At 48.5% G+C, this 26011-nt stretch carries 25 protein-coding genes; 7 read left to right on the top strand and 18 right to left on the bottom strand.

Annotated features, from left to right (window positions below; translation table 11 throughout):
- Positions 1-30 precede the first annotated feature (30 nt).
- From BP71_RS04520 to BP71_RS04530, 3 genes are all read left to right on the top strand, one after another.
- Complete coding sequence (locus tag BP71_RS04520) at positions 31-525, top strand: hypothetical protein (protein ID WP_496377050.1); 495 nt, start codon at positions 31-33, stop codon at positions 523-525.
- Positions 526-527: 2 nt separating this feature from the next.
- Positions 528-2339, top strand: coding sequence for a M64 family metallopeptidase (locus BP71_RS04525; RefSeq protein ID WP_496377052.1), 1812 nt, complete (start codon positions 528-530; stop codon positions 2337-2339).
- A gap of 189 nt (positions 2340-2528) precedes the next feature.
- Complete coding sequence (locus BP71_RS04530) at positions 2529-4331, top strand: M64 family metallopeptidase (protein ID WP_496377054.1); 1803 nt, start codon at positions 2529-2531, stop codon at positions 4329-4331.
- Positions 4332-4381: 50 nt separating this feature from the next.
- On the opposite strand, the gene BP71_RS04535 is transcribed toward BP71_RS04530, so the two are convergent.
- From BP71_RS04535 to BP71_RS04600, 14 genes are all read right to left on the bottom strand, one after another.
- Positions 4382-4687 carry a hypothetical protein gene (locus BP71_RS04535; protein ID WP_496377056.1) on the bottom strand — a complete coding sequence of 102 codons (306 nt, stop codon included), beginning with the start codon at positions 4685-4687 and terminating at the stop codon, positions 4382-4384.
- A 4-nt stretch (positions 4688-4691) separates the two neighbouring features.
- Positions 4692-5456, bottom strand: a complete 765-nt coding sequence (locus tag BP71_RS04540) for a ParA family protein (RefSeq protein WP_496377058.1) — start codon at positions 5454-5456, stop codon at positions 4692-4694.
- A gap of 322 nt (positions 5457-5778) precedes the next feature.
- Positions 5779-7041, bottom strand: a complete 1263-nt coding sequence (locus BP71_RS04545) for an MFS transporter (RefSeq protein ID WP_496377060.1) — start codon at positions 7039-7041, stop codon at positions 5779-5781.
- Between the two features lie 21 nt (positions 7042-7062).
- Positions 7063-7302, bottom strand: coding sequence for a hypothetical protein (locus BP71_RS04550; RefSeq protein ID WP_496377062.1), 240 nt, complete (start codon positions 7300-7302; stop codon positions 7063-7065).
- A 42-nt stretch (positions 7303-7344) separates the two neighbouring features.
- Positions 7345-7932, bottom strand: coding sequence for a TetR/AcrR family transcriptional regulator (locus BP71_RS04555; protein WP_496377064.1), 588 nt, complete (start codon positions 7930-7932; stop codon positions 7345-7347).
- A 100-nt stretch (positions 7933-8032) separates the two neighbouring features.
- Positions 8033-8479, bottom strand: coding sequence for a DinB family protein (locus BP71_RS04560; RefSeq protein WP_496377066.1), 447 nt, complete (start codon positions 8477-8479; stop codon positions 8033-8035).
- A gap of 4 nt (positions 8480-8483) precedes the next feature.
- A complete protein-coding gene (locus BP71_RS04565; protein WP_496377068.1) occupies positions 8484-9965 on the bottom strand; it encodes an HsdM family class I SAM-dependent methyltransferase in 1482 nt (493 codons plus the stop codon).
- Positions 9966-9968: 3 nt separating this feature from the next.
- Positions 9969-10403, bottom strand: coding sequence for a PIN domain-containing protein (locus tag BP71_RS04570; RefSeq protein WP_496377070.1), 435 nt, complete (start codon positions 10401-10403; stop codon positions 9969-9971).
- 79 nt (positions 10404-10482) lie between these two features.
- Positions 10483-10668 carry a hypothetical protein gene (locus BP71_RS04575; protein ID WP_496377072.1) on the bottom strand — a complete coding sequence of 62 codons (186 nt, stop codon included), beginning with the start codon at positions 10666-10668 and terminating at the stop codon, positions 10483-10485.
- Between the two features lie 51 nt (positions 10669-10719).
- Entirely contained in the window at positions 10720-11382 is a 663-nt protein-coding gene (locus BP71_RS04580) for a hypothetical protein (RefSeq protein WP_496377074.1), read from the bottom strand.
- A complete protein-coding gene (locus tag BP71_RS04585; protein ID WP_496377076.1) occupies positions 11364-11864 on the bottom strand; it encodes a hypothetical protein in 501 nt (166 codons plus the stop codon). Before BP71_RS04585 ends, BP71_RS04580 begins: the two co-directional genes overlap by 19 nt.
- A gap of 114 nt (positions 11865-11978) precedes the next feature.
- The gene (locus BP71_RS04590) at positions 11979-13001 is read right to left on the bottom strand and encodes a Ppx/GppA phosphatase family protein (RefSeq protein WP_496377078.1); all 1023 of its coding nucleotides are present in this window, start codon (positions 12999-13001) and stop codon (positions 11979-11981) included.
- A 52-nt stretch (positions 13002-13053) separates the two neighbouring features.
- Positions 13054-14067 (bottom strand): hypothetical protein, encoded by a 1014-nt coding sequence (locus BP71_RS04595; RefSeq protein WP_496377080.1) that lies wholly within the window; start codon positions 14065-14067, stop codon positions 13054-13056.
- 19 nt (positions 14068-14086) lie between these two features.
- Complete coding sequence (locus tag BP71_RS04600) at positions 14087-14764, bottom strand: hypothetical protein (protein ID WP_496377082.1); 678 nt, start codon at positions 14762-14764, stop codon at positions 14087-14089.
- Between the two features lie 181 nt (positions 14765-14945).
- On the opposite strand from BP71_RS04600, the gene BP71_RS04605 reads away from it, so the two are divergent.
- A complete protein-coding gene (locus BP71_RS04605; protein WP_496377084.1) occupies positions 14946-15866 on the top strand; it encodes a sugar phosphate isomerase/epimerase family protein in 921 nt (306 codons plus the stop codon).
- 63 nt (positions 15867-15929) lie between these two features.
- Here the strand turns inward: BP71_RS04605 and BP71_RS04610 are convergent, their stop codons facing one another.
- Together BP71_RS04610 and BP71_RS04615 are read right to left on the bottom strand one after the other, a co-directional pair.
- On the bottom strand, positions 15930-16931 hold the full coding sequence (locus tag BP71_RS04610) for an alpha/beta fold hydrolase (RefSeq protein WP_496377086.1): 1002 nt from the start codon (positions 16929-16931) through the stop codon (positions 15930-15932).
- A 79-nt stretch (positions 16932-17010) separates the two neighbouring features.
- Positions 17011-18174 carry an MFS transporter gene (locus BP71_RS04615; protein WP_496377088.1) on the bottom strand — a complete coding sequence of 388 codons (1164 nt, stop codon included), beginning with the start codon at positions 18172-18174 and terminating at the stop codon, positions 17011-17013.
- A 340-nt stretch (positions 18175-18514) separates the two neighbouring features.
- Between BP71_RS04615 and BP71_RS04620 the strand changes: the two genes are divergently transcribed.
- The 3 genes from BP71_RS04620 to BP71_RS04630 all read left to right on the top strand — a co-directional run bounded on the left by BP71_RS04620 (position 18515) and on the right by BP71_RS04630 (position 21549).
- The gene (locus tag BP71_RS04620) at positions 18515-20020 is read left to right on the top strand and encodes a serine hydrolase domain-containing protein (protein ID WP_496377090.1); all 1506 of its coding nucleotides are present in this window, start codon (positions 18515-18517) and stop codon (positions 20018-20020) included.
- Positions 20021-20094: 74 nt separating this feature from the next.
- Positions 20095-20739 (top strand): hypothetical protein, encoded by a 645-nt coding sequence (locus BP71_RS04625; protein WP_496377092.1) that lies wholly within the window; start codon positions 20095-20097, stop codon positions 20737-20739.
- Between the two features lie 192 nt (positions 20740-20931).
- Positions 20932-21549, top strand: coding sequence for a DUF6134 family protein (locus BP71_RS04630; protein WP_496377094.1), 618 nt, complete (start codon positions 20932-20934; stop codon positions 21547-21549).
- A gap of 6 nt (positions 21550-21555) precedes the next feature.
- Here the strand turns inward: BP71_RS04630 and BP71_RS04635 are convergent, their stop codons facing one another.
- Both BP71_RS04635 and BP71_RS04640 read right to left on the bottom strand, forming a co-directional pair.
- A complete protein-coding gene (locus BP71_RS04635; protein WP_496377096.1) occupies positions 21556-22680 on the bottom strand; it encodes an efflux RND transporter periplasmic adaptor subunit in 1125 nt (374 codons plus the stop codon).
- A 24-nt stretch (positions 22681-22704) separates the two neighbouring features.
- Positions 22705-25965 carry an efflux RND transporter permease subunit gene (locus BP71_RS04640; RefSeq protein WP_496377098.1) on the bottom strand — a complete coding sequence of 1087 codons (3261 nt, stop codon included), beginning with the start codon at positions 25963-25965 and terminating at the stop codon, positions 22705-22707.
- Positions 25966-26011: the final 46 nt, after the last annotated feature.

The raw sequence follows: 26011 nt of genomic DNA on the forward strand, positions 1-26011 counted from the left end.
GCTGGTACAGTTGCGTTTCCGGGTGCACACATGCTAAAATTGCTATCCACACTTCTCATCGCTGTTGCGGGCTTGTCGGCCATGAATTGCCGACCCGGCCGTTCTTCGCTGATGGTTGGCCAACTCCCTAATTACAACAGAGAATCTAAAGACCATATCATTTTTCTGACATTTCAGATAACCGGTGAGGTGGGGGGGAGAGAGAAAGTCAGGCTGATGTACGCCAACGCAGGCAATGGCCGGATGAAGGAAATGCTCCGTCCGGTACATTTCCCATATCAGATCATAGCCATTCCGCGATACACTACGAATACAATTGAAAGGGAGATGGCTTTTGAACATCCGCTTTTCAAATCCGCCGAGATCAGTGACCCTTCCGGCAAAATCCGGCAGGTTGAGGCGACGTCGAAGGAGGGCACCATGCTGGTTCGCCTGCAACAGAATCCGGGACTCAACCGATTGGAGCTTTTCAGTGTCAGTCCTCAAAAAGGAGCTGTGAAGATTTACACCCTGCATTTCGATTAGCTATGAAAAAAATCTTTACGACGCTTCTGACTATCTGCATTTACGCCGCGGCGCTGGGCCAGCCGTATCAGGTGGATACGCTGTACAAAACCGGCTCGCTGGATAACCGGATCAACGTCGTGATTCTGGGTGACGGTTTTACGGAGCAGGAGCTTCCAAAATTCGTCGGAGAGGCTAAAAAGTTTGCAGATTTTTTCCGTGCCTACGATCCCTACGACCGTTATCACAATTATTTTAACTTTTTTGCAATCCGGACACCTTCCCAGGAAAGTGGCATCAGCAACCCCGGCACAGCGCCGGATGCGTATCCGAACCAGCCGGTTGTTACAAAAAACACTTTTTTCGGCGCTTCATTCGGGCATTCCATTCACCGGCTTGTGACGATCTCGAAGTGGGATGTTTTCGGGAATCTCATGTCGAGTCAATTCCCGATGTATGACCTCGTCATCGTATTGGCTAATACTACTTTTTATGGAGGCTCAGGTGGGGGAATCGCCGTACACACGCTCCATGACGCTGCAAATCGCATCGGCGTGCATGAGGTCGGGCATACCTTTGCACACCTGAACGACGAGTATTGGGCGGGTGCGATTTATGGATGGGAAGCCGCCAACATGACTGCCGACTACAATCCGGCCACTATCAAATGGAAAAACTGGCTGGATAGCCCACCGATCGGCATCTACAAGCATGGCAGCAGCGACGGCGCGGACAAATGGTACAAGCCGACGCAGGGCGCCTGTTTGATGGAATACCTGGATAAGCAATTTTGTGCTGTGTGCCGTGAAGCAACTACCGAGACGATTTTACAGCTCGTTAACCCTATCGAACGGGTCGAGCCCGATAGCGCGTACGTGGTGAACGCCGAGGGTGACACGCGGTTTAGGTTAACTTTGGTAAAACCGGAGCCCAATACTTTACAGGTAGAATGGAGATTGAATGACAATGTCGCCGCCGTCCACGGCGACGAGCTGGTATTGAATGACAGCCAAATTCCGGATGGTTCAACGTTGACAGCCACCATTTTCGACTCTACTACAACCAGTCGAAGGGACGGCATCAGAGCGATCCGTACGCGGAGGGTGAGTTGGTCGCTTCGATCAAAAACGCCGAATGTATTCAGGGTTGTAGCTTCCAGAGACACGATCTGCGAAGGTGATGAGGTAATGCTTACCGCGTACAGTTGCTCTGGCGCACTGAGCTGGTCGACCGGTGAAACGGGAGCTTCCATTTCTGCAAAGCCAGCCGCAAGTGCCAGATACCAAGCCTATTGTAAAATGCAGGGCCAGCCAACCATTACAATCGAAACAGCGGTAACTGTGCTCCCATTGCCAGCTGCCATGGCGACCAACACCGGGCCTTATCTGGTGGGCGAAACGGTAGAGCTGGCGGCTCAGGGCGGGGTAGATTACAAATGGGCTGGACCGCGTAACTTTTCTGCCAACACAGCCAATGCTTCTATTTCTGAGGCGGGGACTAGTCAGGCGGGCATCTATGAAGTGAAAGTAACGGACGCGCATGGCTGTTTCAAAACTGTGCAGACAGAAGTTAAAATAGACCCTATTCTGTCCGTGCCCCAGGATCCCGAAGAATGGGTGCGTGTTTCGCCGAATCCTGCGGCAGATTATATTTTGGTTGAAACTGTGCTGCCCGGCGAGTCTGTGTTGATTTTATATGACCAGTCAGGACGAAAGTTGTTGTCCAGGTCTTTCCGCTCCAGAACGGAAATAGCTTTGCGGATTCCCGCTGGCCTTTATGTCTATCATTTTGTAAATGGTGCCCGGGAAACATCGGGGAAACTAGCGATCCGGTAAATCTCAACGAATCGTATTTTTTCCAAGACTGATATTTTTCTTTCGGCTAGGGCTGATTTTTCTAAGGCGTATGTAACTTACCGTTCGTTTGAAAATTGCCATTAAACTGCTGTACGGCCGATTGTGAGAGTGCTGATTGTCCTATGATTATTGCGTTTAATACTTTAAATTTAGGTAAATCAATCAGTCATGAAGATAATCATTCACACACTATGTGCATTGGGTTGGTGTACAGCTGCATTTGCACAGCATTACCAGGTCGATACCCTTTACAAGACCGGGCCGCTGGATAACCGCGTCAACGTCGTGATCCTGGGAGACGGTTTTACAGCACAGGAGATGCCCCAATTTGCCGACGAAGCCAGGAAGTTCTCGGATTTCTTACGCGCCTTCGATCCCTACGACCGTTACCGCGATTATTTTAATTTTTTCGCGATTCGTACTCCCTCGCGGGAAAGTGGCGTCACGAATCCCGGAACAGCTTCCGACGCTTATCCTGATCAGCCCATTGAAGTGAAGGACACCTTTTTTGGTGTGTCATTTGGTGAATATAATCACCGGTTAGTTAAGATAACAAAAAATGACGTTTTTGCTGAGCTGATGGCTACCCATTTTCCCATGCACGATCTGGTGATAGTGTTGGTTAATTCGAAGTATTATGGCGGCTCCGGAGGCGGTATCGCTATTTATACCCTCCAGGAACAAGCGGACCGCGTTGGGGTACATGAGGTGGGGCATACTTTGGGTCAACTGGCAGACGAGTACTGGTTTTCGGGAGGGGAAGCGGCCAACAGGACTGCCGACAATAATCCGTATACAATCAAATGGAAGAACTGGTTAAAAACTCCTCCCATCGGCATTTATCAGCATGGGACCAGCGACGGTGCGGAACATTGGTATAAACCGGCACACGGCACCTGTATGATGGAGTTTATAGATAAACAGTTTTGCGTAGTATGCCGGGAGGCAACAACTGAAAGGATTTTAGAGCTGGTGAGTCCCCTCGACCGAATCGACCCCGATACTGTCCATGCGGTAAATGTAAATGCAGAAAGCCATTTTAAATTGACATTGGTAAAGCCCAGCCCAAACACTTTACAGGTTGAATGGCGATTGAATGGTGAACTGATTGCGCACGGCGTTGACGGGGTAGTGCTCGATGCAGATCAGACGCAGGATTTTTCAACACTTACCGCCACTATTTTTGATTCGACTGCTACCAGCCGGAGAAATGGTATCAGAAATGTCCGGACAAAAACGGTTAACTGGTCACTTCGGTCACGAATGCCTGGTGTTTTTAGGGTTCTAACTTCGAAGGACACGATCTGCGCCGGTGACAGCGCAATCCTGAATGCCTACGGTTGTTCCGGTACATTGAGCTGGTCGACAGGCGAAACGGCAGCGGCAATTTCTGTGAAACCAGCCGAGACCGCGAAGTTCAACGCTTACTGCAAAGTGGAAGGGAAATCACCGATTACAAGCGAAGTTATGGTGACGGTGTTGCCGCTACCTGCTGCCATCGCAAGTAATACCGGTCCTTACCTGGTGGGCGAGACGATTGAACTTACCGCGCAAGGAGGCAATAGCTACGAATGGATTGGGCCTCGCAGTTTTTCGGCGAATACCGCAAACACAACTATTCGTGAAGCTGGGGTTAGTCAGGCAGGGGTCTATGAAGTTAAAGTCACGGATGTAAATGGCTGCACTGAAACGGCGCAGACGGAAGTGAAAGTGGATCCAATCCTTTCTGTACCAAACGACCGGGAAGAGTGGGTGCGGGTTTCGCCGAATCCTGCGACGGATCATGTTTCTGTCGAAACAGCATTACCCGGTAAATCCACGCTGGTTTTGTATGACCAGTCCGGCAGGGAGCTTGTTTCGAAATCTTTCTTATTAAAAACAGAGATTTCCTTGCGTGTGCCTGCCGGCATTTACCTCTATCGGTTTACAAATGGTGCGCGGGAGGCTACGGGGAAAATGGTAGTTCAATGATCAGGCCCGATTAGGTTCCAACGAAAAAGTCTCCCGGAAGGAGACTTTTCTTATTCCGCCATAGACTTGGGTTTGCGGCCCACCTTGGTGCGGTTACGTATCTTATCGGGGCGCGGACGGATTTCTTTGTCCTGAAAATACAGCTTTAAGGATTCCAATATGATGTCTTTTTGCGTAAGACCCTCCCAATAGCCGTAATCTTTCATATTTTCCATCAACACGTAGTCACAATCGAAAGTTACTTTGGTAGGAGCTCCATCGGCAACCGCTTCTGCGGGTTTGAAGGCCGGCTCATCTTCCTGTACATCGGTTACCAGGGGTAGGGGTGCAAAATCAAACTTCCTTTCCTTTGCCATAGTGTCAGTTATTTATTCGTTCCAGTATTTCTTTTGTTAACTTATAATAATCCTCGGCTCCGTTGCTGTTTGGCGCGTAGTCAAAGATCGTGGTTCCGTTGGCCTGCGCTTCCGACAATGCAATGTTGTCGCGGATGTAAGCCTCCATAAAAACCTCACCCAGTTGTTCCCGGGTTGCCATGATCAGTTCGTGGCTGATCTTCTTCCGGATCTTCGGATTGTAGCGTGTCGCGAAAACCCCACCGAGGTTAGTGCTCGGACTGATCTTCTTAATCTCCGCCGAGTACACCAGGAAGTTTCGAAGACCCTCGTAGCTTAAAAACTCTGCCTGTAACGGAACATAATACTGGTGGCATGAAACCAATGCCAGCCTCGTATTTCCGTAGAGGGCGGGAGGGCAATCGATGATCACAAAGTCGTAACGGTCCTTTACTTTTTCCAAAGCAATTTTCAGGTTGAAAGGAAAAATCGGAGCCGACTTGATCGTGTCTTCCCGGTGGATCATTTCAGCAGATCCTGGTAAAACATCAATATCTCCAACACGCTTGACGATCTCATCAAATTCGTATTCGCCGGTGATGAACGAGCCGCTGTCCTTCTTAAGACCGGCATGGTGAATGCCGAAACTTTTTGTAAGACTGGCTTGCGCATCCAGGTCAATAACCAACACACGGGCATTGGCAAATTTGCTGAGACCGGCAGCAATACTTTGGGCTGATGTAGTCTTTCCCACACCACCTTTGTTGTTGACAATACTGATGATTTTCATTTAAAAGTATTATATGTATAAAAAGTTAATAGTTTATTTCATGTCGAATATGTAAATAAACGTAAAATATTTTTATACCTAATCCTTCCAAATAGAAAGTCTTAAAAGTTTTTTGTCGACATAAATGTATCAATCTTTTTAAAAGAATAATAAGTATTAAAAGATTTTATTTTTAACCATCCTGTAAAATATTAATTATCAAATTGTTGTAAAAATTAACTACCTGCCCTAAAACGCGTATCACCCTGACCAAAGTCGAAAGGTGTTTGACATAACGCCATTCGACTTCGATCAGGGTGACAATAAATGTGACCAAAAAGGCTCAGACCGCCGGGTTAGCCGCGCCGACGGGTGGGGTGGCCGCCAGTTTTTGGCCGACATACTTATGAATGCGGTACATCAGCAATGCTGTAACGATTACCGCGAACACGACGACGTCACCCAATAATGGGTAGTTTTCGATGAAACCGGTGCTCGTTTCCGACACGATAAAACCTGCCAGCAAGGAAGCCAGCCCGCCGGCAATCTGCTGGACCGACGAGTTGATACCCATGTAAGCGCCGCGGTCCTGGGGGTCGGGGACTGCGGTCATCAATGCGGAGGCTGATATCATCCGGCCGGTGATTCCGATGAAGAGCAGGATGTTCAAGCCGATGATAATCCACAGCGGTGTAATGCTGAGGTTGCAATAAATGAAGGTCATGATACAGGTAATGGCCGACCCCATCAGGAACACTTTGTACTTGCCGATCTTGTCGCTGAGCTTGCCGATCATCGGGCTGAAGACAAGCATACTGATACCCGTTACCATATACAATGTGGGGAGCGAAGCTTCTGCAATACCGAGGTTGTGCACGCCATAGGCAGTACCGAACGGCATGAGCATGAAGCCCCCGGTCGCGAGCAGGGTAGTGGCTGCAAACCCCTGGAGATATTCCGGGCGCGCGAGGGTCTTGCCCAGGTGTTGGAAAGCATTTCCTTTCGATTGCATTTTCAGGTGTGCATTGATCGGCTTCATATACATGACGATCAGGATGCCGACGATCAGGCCCAGTCCCACGATCATCAGAAACGGCGCATGCCAGCTGAACTGCTTGGCGAGATACAGGCCGATGGGGATACCTAAAACCTGACTGCTCGCAAAAGCCATTTGTACAAAACCCATTACACGCCCGCGAACCTGGATGGCAAACAGATCGGTAATAATGGCAAAGCTGATAGATCCGATTACGCCACCAAAAACCCCGGTAAAGACCCGGGCTGCCAGTAGAGTTGGATAGGTGGGCGCTATTCCACACAGGAACGTCCCGATTAGGAAGCCGCAATAAAAGAATATAAGCAGCTTCTTCCGGTCGAATTTATCGGCAAAGCCGGCAGTAAGGAGGCCTGACGCCCCTGCGCTGAATGCGTACGCCGACACAACCAAACCGAACTGGCTGGTTGTGATGGAGAGTTTGTCGAGCAGGATGTATCCCAGCGGCGAAAGTACCATGAAATCGAGGACGACCGTAAATTGCAACGTAGCAAGGAGTGCTATGATGAACTTCTCATAGCCCGTAAAGGTGTTTGTTTTTGTTTCGGACATAGGGTTGATTTTTTGTGGACATTAGTCTGTTAATTCTTCGCAGGCATACCCTGCATTAGTCACCATTTCGATTACCCGTCCGCAATTTTCGTGGGTGGATTCAATGCGGAGCACCTTGTCGATGTCGGAAATATCGACATTCCATTTGCGTATTTCCGGGCAACGGTCCAGCAGGGCCGAAATGGATTTTACCTGTTGTGTACTGTTTATATTGGTTCTGAAAACCAGGACAAACAGATGGGTTGTACTTGAATCGTTCATAGCAAACAAATTAGGATGCGGACCGGTTTCAGTGCCTGAAAATTAAGGTTTCAGGGCTTTGAGTATCAATCCGAGAGTAAGATTGATTTTTTCTTCATCAAAAATGAAAGGAGGTCTGTCGGGCATGCTCCTTTTTGAAATATGAAACTTAACCAATTGGTAAAGAGGTGCAAATGCAACTGACCAGTAGATCTCGACGGGTAGGGGAATCAACTCCCTTCTCTCAATGGCATTATGCACAAACCGGCCCATGGCCTGCAAAAAACGGGTATCCACAGTCGAGCGATCCAGGAGTGGCGAATGCTTTACCTGTTCCATGAATGTCATGCTGTAAGGATTTTCGAGACAATAGTTCATGCGGTTGATCCACTGGACCTTCAATCCTTCATCGAAATGTGAATCGGGATCGAAACCGGTCAGAGTGGCGTCTGTCATTTTCCTGGATTCTTCCTTGTAAACTTGCTGAATCAAGTCTTCCCGGTCTTTGAAATAAATGTAAATAGTCGCGACGGAAACGTTGGCCGCTTTCGCCAGCTTATGCATGCTCAACCCGTCGAAACCGTCATGGACGATCAGCTCAATGGCTTTTTCGCGGATTACCGCCTCTTTATTTAAGTCCCTTGTTCTCAATGTAAATGCAATTTTTCCGATTGCAAATATAAATGAACGTTCGTTTATTTATATTCTTATTTCCTGAGATTTTCGACGTGTGGATTTGAAAAATGCTTGGTTAATAGGACACGATCTGTCGTAAATGGTGCTCCATGTGATCGACATAATCGTCGAAATACCATTTTAGGGTATGCTTCTGACCGTCACGCCCAATGCCGTTCTTTTGCAGGTTTTCGGGTATAATTGCCTTACCCAGGGTGATCAGGTGAAGATTATAGTACTTCCAGAGCGCAATCAGATGAGACGGGCTTACGGCGTTGTAATTACTGAGTGCTACCCAGTCGTTCTGATTGTAAAAAATAACAGGCTCATTTTCAGCTTGTATTCTGATAAACCGCTGGTGATTGTTGGCAGCACTGTCGATCAGATGCCCGAGAATCTCCTTTTTGCTCCATTTGCCTGGTGCAGGCCTGGCGGTAAATTCATGGTCCGGGATGAGATCGAGCAAAGCGGGAATATTATCGCAAAGCCAGATAAGGCGGTTGGCGGCATGCTGGACATCCATGGCATCAGGAGTGATTGGTGATGATAAAATTCTCGATTATCTTTTTGTTGTAGCCTTTATAGCCACCCTGAAAATCCCGTCCGGCTGTGGCGATAAAGTCGGCCATGCGCTGGGAATTAAGTTGCTTCAAAAGTGCGTCGTAATCTCCCTCGTATTTAATAAAATACCCCGAGTAAACTGTTACGTCCGGATTTTTATACAAAATGAAATTGGGCTCCCGATTCATGGGTGAAAAAATGATCTTTTTACCAAATGCATTGTCCAACCCCTGCGCCCTTCCGAACGCGTACCATGCGACGGCATTAGGCTTCCCATTATCACGACGATCTAATTCCGGTTTTACTTTAAGCAGGTAGGAATAAGTTTGCGGAAATTCAGATTTAAGGGTCTCTTCCGGTATAATTCGCTGTTTTTCAGCAATGTCCTTTTGGTATGGGAATAAAATATATTCGGTTACTTCATCGTCCGGGCCCTTGAGTTTGGATCCTTTGACGACCGGTTTGAGTAATCCTTTTTCGAGATGTGTGAAAAAACCGTTTTTATTCCGCGCATAAACTACTCCGTTTTTTTCACTGAGGATTGTAAACAGATAGCACCCGTCGGAAAGAGTGGTTAGCCCGACTGAAATTTTACAAATGTCACCCAGACGCTTTCCCGTTGCCTGAGGTTGCATCCGCACCGAAAGCTGCCATGGCAGATCGGGTTTGACTTCCGGGTAGGGAATGTCCCTGCCTTCGTATTCAAAGCGGTTGTTGAGGCATTGTTCGAACCGGAAGCCATCGTTTCCCGCCTTGCCAAAAACCGTCACCGCCGCATAGGTAGACGCGGCCCCAAAAACCGACACAGTGCCAAAATTCGTGATATGCAGCAGGTTTTGTTGCTTTTGAAAATAGGTCCGCAATGGACGGCCCGATTCGGAAACCAGGTAGGAATTGGGAGTGATAAACCCGCAGACGCCGCGCTCGGCAAGCAGCTTCGATGCAAGCTGAAAGAATGCGATATATGCATCCGTGGAGCCGCTGCTACAAAACGAATAGTTCTTCTGAATGTATTTGCGTTGTTGCTCCGGCAAATGCTGAATCCGGATATAAGGCGGATTGCCGACAATGAAGTCGAACTTCTGACGATGCCGGCTTTGTTTGAGCGCATCGCAGCGCCGCAGGTTCCATTGCACCGAAATACCCAGTGGCACGATCAGCGCGTCCAGGTTTTCGCGGCATTGGAGCAATGCGTTCCGGTCGATATCCCAGCCATGAATGCACAGTAGTCTTTCGACAAGCTGTTCCGGAGGTGAATTTTTGATGATAAAATCAGCAACAGGCACCAGGAAACGACCATCGCCGCACGCCGGATCCAGGAAGGTTTTATGACCTAAATCTATCTCGTAGAACCCCGAAATGTGCAGTATCTTTTCAACGATATGCGAAGGGGTGTAAACCTGGCCCAGAAGCTTTTTTTGCGCATAGCTGCGTGTTTGAGAAGCCATTTGTCAGAAGTCGATGCCGGGCCGTTTGTTCAGAACCTGGTTGAGAAACTGAGCAGGCGAAAAGACCCGCATTTGAGTTGCATGAATTTTAAAATCACGCACGTTGCATGTAATCAGGTGATCGCATGCGGCTTGTACGCGGTGGAAATACTGAAAGACATCTTCGGTGTCTCTGAAATCGGACCGGATGCCTTGCAGAAAATAGCTTCTACCGCTTGAACACAAATGCAAAAGCGAAAAGTAATGTTCAATCTTCATTTTTAAATTATCGCCTCTGACTCCATTCTTTTGAAATGAGTACAGAGAGCCGGGAGAAATATACACAGGAATATCATGTTTTTCAGCCCAAAACACTGGATAAGCAATCTCTGAGGGCTGTCCGGTAGGACGGGAAAGGGCATGATCAAGAAGCACATTCGTATCAAAAAACAGCCTCATAGGCCATACCTGTCGAGCACCATCATATCCTTTATCTGGTCATCAGTCAATTGGCTTAGCGGACCTTTTGCACAGCCCATTAACTGATATGACAATGCATTAACTGATATGACAATGCATTGCGAAATTCCGAAACTTCCGGGTTGTCGTCCTTTCCTAAATTATGGCCATAATCTTCGCCAGAAAAATGTTTGTTTGTCTTTCCTTTACGAAGTTGACCGGCACTCAAAGTCAATTTAACCTTTGGCTCTTTTGCAGTTTTCATTGTTTTCACGAAAATGAATGAGTGTTATTCAAAAATACACACAAAACATACTCATTTCAATGAACAAAAGCGGAAACCCTTTATCCTGCGTAGAGAATTGGTTATCACGGGCGGGCGTATGTCGCTGAGTGGCACCTCGTAGGTGGCCTCATTGAAGGTGAAACTGCTACCATCTTTTCGGGTACGCTTTGTGCCTTGCGCAAATAGTTTCCCGGTTGTGCCGTCTGCCAGTTCCTGTTTGTCCAGGAAGCCGATCAGTGAGGCAATAGTGCCTTCGGATTCAGATTGGTGAAAAGAGATGCAGAAGTAGTGGGAGGTTTTGGCGCCCGGTTTGTGCAATTGGGATGCTGGAATATTCAATACGTAGTCTCGCCCCAGTTCTCCGGATTTCCGTTTCATGGATTTGATGTCCACCACAAAAATATCCTGGTCGGAGCGAATCTCGAAGTCCATTCCCCAGTCTTGTCCATCGGTGGCCCCAAATGACCGGCTCGGACGGGGGAGATGGTAACAGTCGGCGAATATGATTTCTCCCAGTGTACCCGTGAACCGCAACATGCGGGTTTGCGTGAGGCGCTCTTTATTTTTATCCCAAATGTTTGATACGTGATGGTGACGGAGCGAGTGCTCTACGAGCTGGCGGGCAAAAAGCTTCTGCTCGCTGCTGACAGAGATTTGAATATACGTGCCGTTGTTCAGAACAATTTGCTCCATGCAAACCTGATGGCTAGCAAAGTGAGGATAAAACCAATTAAAATGACCGAAAACGGAACGTAAGTAAATGCTACAAAGTGGATTCTGTCAAAGAACCACATCACGCCGATGAGCGCGGCAATTAAGGTAAGAAAACCTGAAATCTTGCCAAAACCGGGAATAAGTGAGAAAGGGATCTTGCTTTTGATCAGCATCAATGTAACAGCCATTGAAATGATCGGCAAAAACTGTAAAACGATGTTGGCTTGCCAGACACTCTGACGTTCGAAGAAAAAAAGGTAGATGTTGAGTGTAACGGCGAAAATTCCGGGAATGCAAACTGCATAGACAAGGATAGCATAAACAACACTCCAGAATCTGACATCACGACTCCCGTCAGCAGCCATACCAACCACCCAGGCAACAAATGGCAATAGCAAAAAGTAAACTGCTGCGGGCCACGGATTGGAAGAAACGGAGGCGAAAAACTGTGATAGTGTCATTTGTGAAAATGGGAGGATGGGGGGAAGGAGGATGGAGGAATGGGAAGAGGGAGAAATGGAGGAAGGAGCCCGGGAGGAGTATTTCCCTTTCCTCCATTCCTCCCTCTTCCTTTATTATAGTCCTAGCAAAAATCCGATGGTAAAGTTAGCGTCCCAATCGAAGACAAATTGCTGGCAACCGGTCGCGTCGGTAACGGCTTTATAAATGTTAACTCCTGCTTTTGATTTAGCATTGGTTAATTTGGAATAGGCAAGAGGCGCGCTCAAAGTCGTGTAGCGTTCTTTTCCCTTACGCACTTCCTTGGCCATTTCGAAAGGTACACCACCGATGATGAAGCAGGTTGTCCGTAATTCGGCAGGTACTTGTTTTGCTTTCGCGCTCACTTCCTGGTATACCTTGCTGTCGTCCGTCCCGTCCTGGAAATACTTCGCGCCATAAGATTCGATTGCCGAGACCTTCGACCCGCTGATCCACGAAATTTTGGTATTTCCTGAGCCAATGTCAACCACGAATGCCTTGCTGGCGTATTCCGCAGGTAGAACCGATTTGAGTGCCAGCTGCCCTTCCTGCTCTGGCGTAACCTGATTCACTACATAGCCCAACGACTTCAAAACCCGGGTAATTTTCGTAGTAACCTCAGCTTTCGCAGCGCCGGAGCTAACAACAAAATGAATGTCCTTGCTTCCTACGCCGTAGTCCAGCATCGTACCAATGTACTTTTTCAAACCAATGCGGACATCTTCGTCGGTAGCCATGTTCTCGGTAACCAGGCTGTTGCCAAATTCTGATTTTTCAAGCTTCCAGCGTTTCTCCTTGTCGACTTTAATAACAAAAGAATTAAAACCGCTTGCCCCCAGCTCTACGACGCCTTTCAGTTTGCCGTCGACGGGGACAGGTGGCGTGTAGCTGAATGCATTTGCAACTGCCGATGTGGCCTCGGTATTTTCAGGCGACGATCCCCCAGGTGCGGGGCTCTCGGATTCTCCGGTGGTAGCTTCTGTCTGAGGGCTTTGGGCTTGGTCAGCAGCCATTTGGTCCAGAGCCTTCTGGCCGCCGAAGTATTTGTACCCTACGAATATGGCTCCCAAAATCAGCGCGGTGATCATCAACCGGCCGGCAACTGTTAGTCTTTTCATGGATTTTTAAATGTGTAAAATGAGAAATATGAAGCGAATAAATGAAGAATTATCAATCCAACAGGCCTTTGTAGCTCGAATCTTTCGGTGTATCTATCGAACGGGTGTTGCTTTGCTGGGAATCGAGCTGGATCAGTCTGAACTGCCCCGAATTGTAGGCTTCCAGCATGGCCTGACCTTTATCGGAAAGCAACCCGTTCTGAACATCTACGCCATTGATGAAGTCGAGGGACAGGTCCATGGCACGTTTCATTTCTCCGAGTTTCTGGCTCATGTCGTCCTGGATATATTCCATGGATTCGTCGAAATAGAACTTCTTGTCGGGGTTGCCTTTGAAAATGCTGATGGCGGTACGCAAGGCATTGGAGCTCTCCTTTACAATTCTATATTCCGCTTCTTTGAGTTTAACTTTTATTTCAGTCTCTTTAATAATGTAATCTGCGCTCTTGTTTACTTTTTCCATAAACTCAAGAATCACCTTCATATTCCGTTGTAAGGGCAGCAGTTTTTCGTTCATTTCCTGTAAACCGGCCCCTTCGATGGTCGCCAGAGAAGCGGTTTCCTTCATTCCGGGGCGGTCCAACATCGTGTTTGCTTTGTTAGCCTCGGCAAACTTCTGCTTGATCTGTTCGTTGTTTTCGTTGATGTTTTTGTTCAGCTTCACCAGTTGACCCGCCAACGTGTTGATCTGGCCCTGCATCTTCTCGCGCTTTTCTTTCAGATCATCGATGTATATCTTCATAATAGCGATCGGATCGAGCTTGATAATCAGTCCGGTAATGTTCCGCATCAGGGTCTTGAATAAAAAGAACGCAGCTGTTCGTACGTCTTTACTGGTCAGCAGGAAGATAACCAATGCCAGTACAGCCATCAGGAAGCCGAGATACAGCGTGTTTTGCGTCACCTCGATCAGGAAAGCGGCGATCTTGTTCCAATAGTACAGCGCAATAGCCCCTGCTGCTCCCAGGAACAGGAGGGAAGTAATGCCTTCCGGTCGGCTCCAATAGGATTTTTTGGAATTATCTTCCTGTGAGCCGCCGATCTGCGAGAAATCTGGTGTTGCCATTGTTGATTCAGTTGTCAGGTTATTGAAGGTATTGGTTAATTTTTGCAAGATCCGAGCTAATCTGGTCTACAAAGCTCGCATAAGTAACTTCGAAGCTATCTTTATTGGTATTGATTTTCGCGGTCTGTTCAGAAACCTCTCCCGAGATCTGTCCCAGTCGTGCCTTATTATCGTCTATTTTCTTTTGTAAGTCAAGAATTTGCTGTGCAAAGGCGGCATTGCTTTCTTCCAGTTTTTTATGTTCGTCCTGCAATGCCCCAACACGGTCCTTAATAGCTTTATCGACGTCTTTCAGAAAAGATTCGCGGTCTTTTACAAGAATCGCAAGGTACTGATCCGCAGAAGTTTTGAGAATGCCGGTATCCTTTGCGCCACCCATCGCCTTGAAACTGGCCCATGCAGCCTGAAATTGCTTTTCCTCTCCGAGCCCCAGGCTCTCCATGCTCTGCAAGGCCTGCTTGTATTCAAAATAGTCGGGGCCGGGCAGATTTGCTTTTTCAAGCAGGTTAACAAAGTGCTCGACGAATTTTCGGTCGATCTGCCCCGTGCCTGCTGCATTGGGAACTGTCGCAGGCGCTGCGGGTTTGGATGGTTCCGGAGCGGGGTCGGCAGCAGTGGGCTTAGCAGCCGCTTCGTCCGCATCGTTGATGAAAAAGCTGAGTATTTTTTTACCAATACCCGGTTCAGAGTCTGCCATAAGCTGATAATGTGTTAAGGTTCATCGATTTTCTCGGATCAATATTACTAAAATTAAAAGGATTTCACAGGGAGCGTTAGTTACCAATGGCGTCCAGCCCGGATGAAGCCGTCGAATTTTTGGATGAATCCTTGAAAGCCGGTCGATTTTTATGGATGTTTGCCTCAAAAACTGGATCCTTATGCTAAAATTAGGTTTTAATAGTGCAATCCTGGCCGATTTCGGCTTCGAACACGTGGTTCAATTTGCCGGGACTAATGGCTTTTCCTGTGTCGAAATGATGTGCTGGCCCGCCGACAATACCGACAGTCGGCGCTACGCCGGGGTTACCCATATCGATGTCAACCAATTGACACCGGCGAAAGTATCCTCTATCCGGCATGCGCTGAAAGAGGCGGGTGTTTTTATCTCCGCTTTGGGATATTACCCCAACCCCCTGGACCCGGATACCAGCCGCTCTGAATATTACATCGAACATATTAAGGAGGTGATCCGGGGTGCTGCGAAGCTGGATATCCCCGTTGTGACCACCTTCATTGGTCGCGACCCTTCCAGGAGCATTAAGGATAACCTGGCGCGTTTTGCGGATGTCTGGCCCGCTATTGTGAAGGTTGCAGAGGAGAATGATGTGAAAATTGGGATTGAAAACTGCCCGATGTTTTTTACGGACGACGAATGGCCCGGTGGCAAAAACCTCGCCATCAGTCCGGCCGTGTGGGACAGGATGTTCGAAATTATCCCCAGCCCGATCTTCGGCTTGAACTATGATCCTTCACACATGATATGGCAGATGATGGATGAAGTGCTTCCGATTTATAATTATAAATCAAGATTGCATCATGTACATTTGAAGGATGCGAAAGTTTATAAAGGTAAACTTAATAATGTTGGTATTTTGGCCAATCCCCTGGAGTACCACTCTCCAAAACTTCCGGGATTGGGAGATGTAAACTGGCGGGGCTTTTTTGCTGCATTGACTGATGTTCGTTATCGCGGCCCGGTTGTTATCGAAGTGGAGGACAAAGCCTACGAGGGTAACGTCGCCGATGTACATAGCGCCATTTTGACCAGTCGCAACTATCTGAATCAGTTCTTGGGTTAAAATAAAAGCCCTTCCGTCTATTTATTGTCAGCGGAAGGGCTTTTATACAGAGCTTTCGGTCCGCTACTTCGCCAGAAAGCGGAGCAATGGTCCGATAAAACGGTCGAAATCTTCGATATGGGGTAGGTGTCCGATATTATCCAGCTCCACCAGCTCGCTGTTGGTGATCTTTGCCTTGGTTTGTCTGCCCAGCTCCGGGTAATTGCCAAGCGTCTTTCTGACGTTTTCAGGTGCGAGATTCTTTCCCACCGCGCTCCTGTCCCGTTGCCCGATAATCAGCAACGTCGGAGCCTTGATTTGCCCGAATTCATAGCAAACGGGCTGTGTATAGATCATGTCGTACGTGAGCGCGCTGTTCCAGGCAATGCGGGGGTAGTCCTTGCCAAGTGTCCAGCCGGCAAGCAGATTTACCCATTTGGTATAGGGATCTTTCCATTTCCCATCGTAATAACTCGCGAGCTGATAGTTCTTAATGGAGTTGAAATCGCTTTTCAATTCGCTCATGTACCATTTGTCAACCGGCTGATAGGGGACTTTCAGCTTGTAATCTTCGAGACCTATCGGGTTTTCCAGGATTAGTTTCTCTACGATCCCGGGATACATCAATGTAAACCTGGTGGCTACCATTCCGCCCATAGAGTGGCCCAAAACGGTTATTTTGCTGATGTTTAACTGATCGAGTATCCTTTTCGTGTTAGCAGCAAGCTCGTGGAAGGAATACTGAAAATGAAGCGGCTTGGCCGACTTTCCAAAGCCTATCTGGTCCGGGATAATGACCCGATACCCCTTCTGCACGAGAACTTTGGCTGTTTGTTCCCAGTAAGCACCGTTGAAGTTCTTTCCGTGCAGGAGCATGACGGTCTTGCCATTGGCTGCGCTGGAAGGCACGTCCATATAGGCCATACGCAACTTTTCGCCCTGGGATTCAAACTCCACGAAGGATACGGGGAAGGGGTAGGTGTAATTGTCCAGATTCAGATCCAGGCTACGCAGGGAGTCGCTCTGCCCGCGACCGGCAGCAATGCTTACCCAGAATATCGAAATATAAATACAGGCTTTTCGCATGGCAGGTTGTTTTTAAATGAAAAAGAGGATCGCGTTTCCACTATCCTCTTTTCTCACTAAAAATATAATTCCAGCTGTTCTAATCGATCAAACGTGCCTTGGTTGACAAATAGGCGGTCAGGGACGCCAGGACACCAACAATCGCAAATGACCACCGCAGATCTGCAAACTGGGCGACAATACCGATCAATGGCGGACCGATCAGAAAGCCTATGAAGCTGATCGAGGAGACCGCCGCGAGGGCCATTCCGGCCGACATCGTTGTGGATTTACCAGCAGCACTATATACCAGCGGAACCACGGATGAAACGCCAAAGCCTACCAGCAGGAATCCGAAAGTGGCCGGGATCAGGTAAGGGAAACCTACGGAGATCGCAAGGCCGGCTCCCATGAGCAGGCCGCTTATCTGGAGCATTTTCCGGCGTCCGAGACGGTTGGCAAGCCAGTCACCTGCAAAACGCCCGCCTGTCATGGTGCCCATAAATGCTACGTAGCCCAATGTGGTCATGGATGACGGAACGTGAATTGCCTCCTGGAAGTAAACGCCGCTCCAGTCGAACATGGCACCTTCACAGACCATCGCGCAGAAACCGATCAATCCCAGGGTAAGCAGGTCGCGGTCGGGTCTAACGAACATCGGTTGCGCCTCGCCTTCATTCTTTTCACTATCAGGCATCGTGTGCTTGTAGGCTGTGAAAATGACTGCAAATGCTGCCAGGGCGATCACGATGAAATGGATATGAGGAGGGATATGTACCGAAATAAACAGTGATCCGATCATCGCGCTGACAAAGCCTGCGAGGCTCCATAAGCCGTGAAAGGACGCCATAATGGATTTTCCGTAAACTTGTTCGACGGCTACTGCCTGTGTGTTTACGGCGATATTGGTGAGGTTACCCCAGAGTCCGAATGCAAACAAAGCAATGACAAGTTGCTCGGTGCGGGTTACAAACCCGATGAACATCAGCGTGGTCGCATACAGCACAGCGCCGATCAGCACCATTTTCTTACTGCCGTAGTGGGTTACCATCCATCCGGAAATAGGAAGGGAGGCCATCAAGCCGATCGGCAATGCCAATAACACGGTACCTAGCCCGCCCTCGGTGAGGTGTAGCATATTCTTGATATCGGGGATCCGGCTTGCCCAGGCTGCAAAACTGAGACCTTGTACGAAGAAGAAGGCAGCGACTGCCCATCTCAGGTATTTTCTCGAATCGGAAGGGGCGAAAATTGAATAATTCATAGGAGCGAAAATTTTATCAGGCCATGCGCCCAAGTGTGATTTCGTATGTATGTAATATGATTTTTTTAATTTTTAGACAATCAGTGTTTTAGTCCTGAAAATTGCACTTTATTTTTCATGTATATTCTCAGATGCAAATTTAACGGATTTGTCGCTAATTAAATTCAAATAAATTGTACTTTTTTGATAAAATTAAAAAGTAAGTATTGTACAAAATGAAGATTTTAGGCTTTTTTGAGGGGAATGCCGGCCGAAAAGACAGTGATGAATAAATAAGTAGGCAAAACAAGGGCGGTTTGTTAAATTCACCACCTGGCATCGAAATCAAACCCAGACCATTATGCGGCTCATTTTTACATCACTCCTAAGCATTTTTGTATGCACATCGCAAGCCCAGCAGGCAACCGACGACCGGCTCGCCAAAATCAGGTCCACGCTGCCGGTCATTGAAAAACTCTATCAAGATTATTCGGATAAAAACCACTTTCCCGGGCTAGCATTCGGTTTGGTGGTGGATGGCAAACTGCTGCTCTCCGGCGCAAACGGCTTCTCGGAAATTGGAACGTCGGTTAAAGCATCTCCCAAATCGCTGTTCCGTATCGCATCGATGTCGAAAAGCGTGACCGCAATGGGCATTCTGGCACTCAGAAAGGAGGGGAAACTTAAACTGGACGATCCGGCCTATCTATACATTCCGGAACTACGTAGGATGCCATCTCTGACAAAAGACGCGCCGGAGATCACGATCCGGCACCTACTGACGCATATGGCTGGCTTTCCGGAGGATAATCCCTGGGGTGACCGGCAGCTGGACACCAGGGATGATGAACTCATCGCATTGATTTCCAAAGGGATCTCATTCTCGAATGTGCCTGGCGTGACTTATGAATACAGTAACCTTGGTTTTGCGATGCTCGGCAAGATCATTACGAATGTCTCCGGAAAGCCTTATCAGGCATATATCAATGAGGTTATTTTCAAACCACTGGGCATGAACAGCACCATCTGGGAGTATACCGAAGCGCCCAAAAGCCTGCTGGCGCACGGATACCGCTATGAAGATGGCATTTGGAAGGAAGAGGAGTTGCTTCATGATGGCACATACGGTGCTATGGGCGGGCTAATCACATCTATCGAAGATTTTAGTAAATATGTAAGCTTTCACCTTGCAGCCTGGCCGGCGTCATCCGCGCCGGAAACCGGGCCCGTATCCAGAAGCGACGTCCGGGAAATGCAGATGCCGTGGAATTTCAATAACCTTAATGCCTCCTACAAATATCCGGCTGGGCGGCCCTGCGCAATGGTATCCGCGTATGGGTATGGACTCCGTTGGACCAGAGATTGCGAAGGACGTACGGGTATCGGGCACACAGGCGGGTTGCCAGGTTTTGGGAGTCAGTGGCAGATACTGCCGGAATATGGAATCGGTATCATCGCGCATGCAAATCGTACATATGCGGGCATGGCGGCAATTAACACTGCGGTGCTCGACACTGTGATTGCGCTCGCGGGACTTAAACCGCTACCGATAAAAGTTTCACGGGTACTGACGCAGCGGAAGGAAGAGCTGGTAAGATTGCTGCCGGGATGGCAAAATGCCGAGCAAAGCGGCATTTTTGCGGAAAACTTCTTCCCGGACCGCTCTGTCACACATCGTAAAAAGGAGCTGGACTTGCTGCTGAGCAAGGCCGGGGCCATTACAGGTTCATCGGACATGGAGGCCGAAAATCAGTTGCGGGGGACATTTTTGCTGACGGGGACCACGGGCAACATCCGTGTGTATTTCACGCTGTCACCGGAGAATCCGGCATTGATCCAGCAGCTCGATTTTTCGATGGCCCAATAGCCCCGTGCAAAAGTTGATGGTGGCATAGGGGGATAATATTGCTGGGTTGTCTCCTAAGAAACAACTTAGCAATCATGAAAAGGATCATTCTATCATTCATCTTTATTTTTTGCCTTGGCGGCATAGCGCGCACCTACGCCCAGGACAATGAGACCATCTTTAAGAACCGTGGGATTTACCGTTCGGGGGGCTATGCGGCGATATCCAATAAGTTCACGAAAATCAATGGAGATTTTGCGAATATGGCCGAGCTTTATGGCGGCTGGTTTATCAACCAGCGGTTTCTGCTCGGAGTAGGGGCATCGGCGACGACCAATTACATTCCGGTACCGCTGGCGCAACAAAACTTTCCTGCCAGGAAAATGACCTATCAGTACGGGCAGTTTGGACTGATGACCGAGTATGTGTTTGCCTCCACACGCAAAGTGCATTTTTCGGCGAACCTCCTTACTGGCACGGGTTTTACACTACAGTATGACCGCCGCGATTTCGACAACTGGGAGTGGGATGACTGGGATGATCGTTACGATGATGACGATGCCAAATTCTTCTTTGTAATGGAGCCTGGTGTGCAGGTTGAATTCAATTTGTTGAAATGGATGCGGTTTAGCCCGGGGGTTTCTTATCGGAAAGCATTTAATGCCAAAGGTAATGGTCTCACCGATAGTGATTTGAGTAATGTATCTTATAACCTGACGCTTAAATTCGGAAGGTTCTGACGCGCGCAGGGACCATGTGCCGTTGCGTAAATGAGGCGGCATTTGGTCCCTGTTTCTATTATACGGTCGCCTGTTTTCTTTGGTAATGTGTTAGGTTAACAGCCTGGAAATCTTTGTTCAAAAGCAATACGAGCGAGAGATTCAGAGTTATAAAAGGATTGCACACTATTCAGAAATTTAAACGACCGGAAGATGCGCGTATCGGGATTTGCAGTGATTGGGTTTTTAATATTTTGCGTTTCTGTCGCCAATGCCCAGAATGTCTATGATGTGATTGTGGCGGGACGGACCATCGGGTCATTGAAAGTATTCGCGGACAAAGGGGAGGACGATGCGGAGACGCACCGGATCGAAAGTGTCTTTAAAATTATGTTCTACAAAGGGTCTTACTCGACCCAGACCAGCTACGCACACGGAAAGCTGGTATCAGCCACCTGCTCACACCACGTCAATGGTGACCTGAAAGAGAAAACCCTCACGAAAGGGAGTGCCAAAACGCTTTATGAAGTACTGTTTTCTGGCGAAGATTCGGAAGGGAAGGCCAATATCGAAGTAAATACGCCTATCCTGGCCACCATTACCGGACTTTATTACAAAGAACCAGTCAATATAAGAGAAGTGTATTCCGAACGGTATGGCAAAATGTGCAACGTCAGCAAGCTCTCGGATGGAAAGTACGGTGTGCAATTACCGGACGGTAAACTGGGTATATACTCCTACAAAAACGGTCTTTGCCGTGAGGTAAAGACCGATCTTGCTGGTTTCAAACTGCGAATTGTATTGAATGAGGGCAAAAATGCCCTGCGTTGACAGCGTTTAGATGCCTTCCTGTTTTACGCCGTGGATATCTGAATTGTCGCGTATTTCTTCGTTAGCTACTTTCACCAGTACATCACCTTCTTTTACATCCCCGAAGATCTCTGTTTTGTCCGTACTGCTGCTGCCTGTTTTGACAGGTACCCATACCGCCTTTTTATCCGCAATCTTGATCACATAAGTTCCTTGCGTAGAGTTGAGTACCGCCGTACTTGGCACGGCAAAAGTGCTGACATCGCCTGTCAATGGAATGGAAACTTCTGCTATCATACCGGGCAAAAGTTTTCTATCGGTGTTAACTACATCCATTTCGGTACGTTGTGAGCGTAGTCGGGTGTCCAATGCACCGGCCAGGCGGGTTACTTTGGCCGGGAAACTCTGGTTGGGCAGCGACTTCACTTTGAATGTAACCTGGCTCTGATTTTTCAGATAGCTGGTATATTGCTCCGGCACACTCACTACCAAACGCAGTTTGCGCTGCTCTACCAATGTGAAAAGTGGAAACTCGGAGCCTTTGCCCGATGGGCCTACATAGGCACCGGTGCTTACATTACGCGCAGAGATAATGCCGCTGAATGGTGCCCTTATTTCAAGGTAGTTGCGGTTATCGGTGATCTCCCTGCTGCCCGATCGTGCGGCATCCAGTTGGGCGAGATCTGATTTCTGCTTCGCCAACGCTACATCCAGATCATTTTGTGAAACGGTACCCGGTGTCTTGCTGGTTTCGAGTAAACGTTCGTAGTTGGCCTTGCTGGCCTGGTAAATTGCCTCGAAAGATTTGAGGCGCGATTCGCTGGCTACCAGCTGCGAGGTGAGTTCAGGTGCTTCCATGGTAGCCAGCAGCTGCCCTTCACGGACTTCCGAACCTACATCCACATGCAGCTTTTTAACAAAACTGCTCACTTTGGCATAAATGTCAACCTGTTGGAAAGCGATCAGTTCGCCCGGGATCTGGATGCTCGATGCCAATTGTTCTTTTTTCAACGGGAATGCGTCCACCGCAGCCTTTTCTGCGGGGGCTTTCTTGCTTTCCTCTTCTTCGGCTTTGGATTGGCCGCAGCCTTGCAATACTACTGTTGATCCAGCAACGAGTATAGTGATAGCGATTTGATGAATATGTCTCATGGTCGGATAGGTTCGATGTTTAAATTAACGGGTCATGGGAACGTAGTATTTGCTTTCTTCATCCTCAGGATCCAGTGAAACACTTTGGGTATCGGCTTTCCCCTGTCCCCAGGCGAACACTAGCGGCAGGATGAACAAAGCCGCAAAAGTAGACGCAATCAGTCCGCCGATAACGGCCCGGCCCAGTGGGGACGATTGGTCGCCCGCCTCACCCAGCCCGCTCGCCATCGGGATCATACCTACAACCATCGCCACGGCTGTCATTACAATAGGGCGGAGGCGCAGACCTGCCGATTCCTTTGCGGCTTCGATGGCATTGCCACTGTGCTTCCGAAGCTGTTCGGCATTGGTAATCAGAAGCACGGCATTTGAAATAGATACTCCCACAGACATGATAATGCCCATGTACGATTGAAGGTTCAATGTGGAGCCGGTGATCATTAGCAATGCAAGTGAACCGAGAATTACCGCGGGAACAGTCGCGAGTACGATCGCAGATACTTTGAACGATTGGAAGTTAGCCGCCAGCATTAGGAAAATTACTACAATAGCCACTACAAGCCCGTTTTGCAGGCTGTCGAGGGTATCGGTCAATGTTTGGCTTAAACCAACCAGCTCAACGGTCAATCCCCGGGGCAGTTCGCCCAGAGAGGACAATGCCTTTCTCACATCGGCTTGCGCTACGCCGAGGTCGGTATTATTCAGATTGGCAGTCACCGAAAGCACGGGCATGGCACCGAGGTTGTCGTTTTCGCCATACGTCGTATCGGGCGTAATGGTCGCAATGTCGCTCAACACGGGACGGTTGGTGTTTTTAAGCAAGGGAATTTCACCCATTTCCTGAATGCTGTTCATTTTGCTTTCCGGAACCTGCACTTGCACCGAGTAGCTGAAACCGCCTTTTTCGTCTACCCAGATATTCTTGTCAGTATAGCGGGAAGAAGATGTCGAAGCGATAAGCGATCTGGAAACATCATTCATATCCACACCCAGTTGTGCGGCCCGGATACGGTCAACTTCGATGTTGATTGCCGGATATTTAGTGGATTGGCCGAGCTGAATATCACGCAGATAGCTGATCTCCTTCAATTTAGCAATCACCTTTTGCGCATACTGCTCGTTCAGTTTCTTATCACGTCCCGACATCCGCACTTCGATAGGTGTGGGTGAACCCTGGCTAAGGATTTTATCAGTCAGTTCAATGGGTTCGAAAGACATCGTCAGATCCGGCATCGCCTGTTTGACCTTCTTGCGGATCTTTTCTTTCAATTCATCCAGATTCGCATGAAAGCCTTCATGTAAACCCACCTGCAAAACAGCCTCATGCGGGCCTGCCATGAACAGGTAAATGGGACTTACAGAGAACAGCCCGGGGTGCTGGCCGACGTAAGCCGAGGTTACCGATACATGCTGTGGTCCCACGAGTTTCTTGATAATATCGATGGTTTTCAGTGTTTTTTCCTCCGTGCGCTCTATTCGTGTACCCTCGGGAGCGCGCAGGCGCACCTGGAACTGGCTACCGTTTACTTTCGGCAAAACATCCTTGCCAATATTGTTTAACAAGAACGCAGCTAATGCGGTGGTTATGATCAGATAAGCGGCCACTATGGGTTTCCGGAAGGGCATCACCCGGTTGATAAATCTCATAAACCGGGCCCGAATCCGCTCGAATGTGCTCACTTTGCCATTCTGGTCGAAATCGGTGCGGTGGATCAGCGCTTCTTTTTGTGCGTCAGGATCTTTGCTGAGACCCGAGGCGGCAAACTCTTCTGCGTCGGTCATTTGTGAACCGTCGGGTTTCTGATGATGCTTCACTTTCATGATCCAGTTGGCCATCACAGGTACAAATGTCTGCGCCAGGAAATACGAAACGATCATGCTGAAACCGATCGCCAGGGCCAGTGGCAGGAACAAAGAACCCGGAATACCACCCATTGTGAATGCTGGCGCGAACACCGCCAGAATACAGAAAAGGATCAGCAGTTTGGGGAACGCGATTTCTTTACAGGCATCCCAAATAGCGAGCGCTTTCGGTTTGCCCATATCGAAATGCTGGTGAATGTTCTCGATCGTTACGGTACTCTCGTCTACCAGGATACCAATCGCAAGTGCCAATCCGCTCAGTGTCATGATGTTGATTGTCTGCCCAAAGAGATTCAGGAACAAAACCCCCGCGATGATGGAAGTAGGGATAGTCAGGATGACGATCAATGCACCGCGGGCATCGCCGAGGAAGAGGAGCACCATTAGGCCGGTCAGGATCGCACCGATAGCTCCTTCCGTCAGCAAGCTCATGACCGAGTTCATCACATAAGTAGACTGGTCGAACTCGTAGCTGACCTTCACATCCTCCGGTAATGTATTCTGAATGCGCGGAATAGCCTTTTTGAGATTTTGTACCACTTCCCAGGTGGAAGCGTCGGCGCCTTTCGCGATACTCAAATAAACAGACCGCTTGCCATTGACCAATCCGTAGCCCGAAGTAATGTCGGCACCGTCTTCCACGGTAGCTACGTCGCGGAGGTACAGGTTTTGGACACCGCCTTTAAAAAGCGGAATGTTTTCAAAATCCTTCACCGTGCGGACGGTCGTGTTCGTGGGCGTAATATAGTTTTTATCACCAATGCGTACGTTACCCGAAGGCGCGGTCTGGTTGTTCACCCGCAATGCCTCCACAAGCTGATCGGGCGTAAGGTTATGCGATCGCAGTAACTCCGGGTCCGCCTTGACGACGATCGTGCGGATGTTTCCCCCAAACGGTGGAGCGGAAACCAGACCTGGGATAGATGTGAATGTCGACCGCACGTACACATTGGCAAGGTCAAGCAATTCATTGTTGCTTCTTTTTTCGCTGCTGAGTACAAGTTGTCCTACCGGAAGGGTCGATGCATCGAAACGGATGATGAACGGAGGGTTGGAGCCTGGCGGGAAAATGGCCTGAGCGCGGTTGGTGAATGCGCTCAATTCGGCAGAGGCCTGTGCCATATTGGTGCCGGGGTAGAAATTCACCTTCATCAGGGTTAATCCCTGGATATTTTTGGTTTCAATACTTTTGATGCCATTTACATAAAGCAGAATGTTGATATACTGCTTGGCAAAAAAAGTCTCCATTTGGGTAGGTGTGTACCCACCGAACGGGTGGGCAATGTACATCACCGGCAAATCCAGTTTCGGGAAAATATCGACCTTGATATTCCGCACCGCATTGATACCGAAGAAAAACAAACCGGCTACCACCACCATGATCGTAATGGGTTTACGGAGTGCAAAACGTATTAAATCCATGTTACAGGGGTAATTGTAAAGTATAATTCGATTGGAAGACGGCCAG

It is taken from the genome of Dyadobacter ginsengisoli DSM 21015 (assembly GCF_059568735.1).